Source organism: Escherichia sp. KCJ4928 (assembly GCF_004352695.1).
Taxonomy (GTDB): Bacteria; Pseudomonadota; Gammaproteobacteria; order Enterobacterales; family Enterobacteriaceae; genus ECMA0423.
This window is the reverse complement of sequence record NZ_SJWV01000855.1, coordinates 1-255: the sequence shown is the minus strand read 5'-3', so window position 1 is coordinate 255 and position 255 is coordinate 1. Positions and strand designations below refer to the sequence as shown.

Below are 255 nucleotides of genomic sequence, written 5' to 3'. Positions count from 1 at the left end.
ATCCTTTGCCGACAACACCATGGCTGAATTCTGCTCCGGGTATATTTATTAATGGGTATTTCTCAGCAGCGCCGAATACGATAGGTTCACTCAGCAGAACACTGACGCTTGATTACACTGAAACAGGGAATCCGGGTAATAATATTGTTACGCTTGCCAGAAAAGCCGGGTATGAGACGTGGTGGATATCAAATCAGGGCTCTTTAGGGCAACATGATACGCTGATTTCTGTCATCGCCGCCAATGCGGATAAAA

At 45.9% G+C, this 255-nt stretch carries 1 protein-coding gene; it reads left to right on the top strand.

Annotation, left to right across the window (positions count from 1 at the left end; all coding sequences use genetic code 11):
- Window positions 1-255, top strand: a 255-nt coding sequence (locus E0D98_RS27760; protein ID WP_346655067.1) for a sulfatase-like hydrolase/transferase, incomplete at both ends; no start/stop codon positions are given.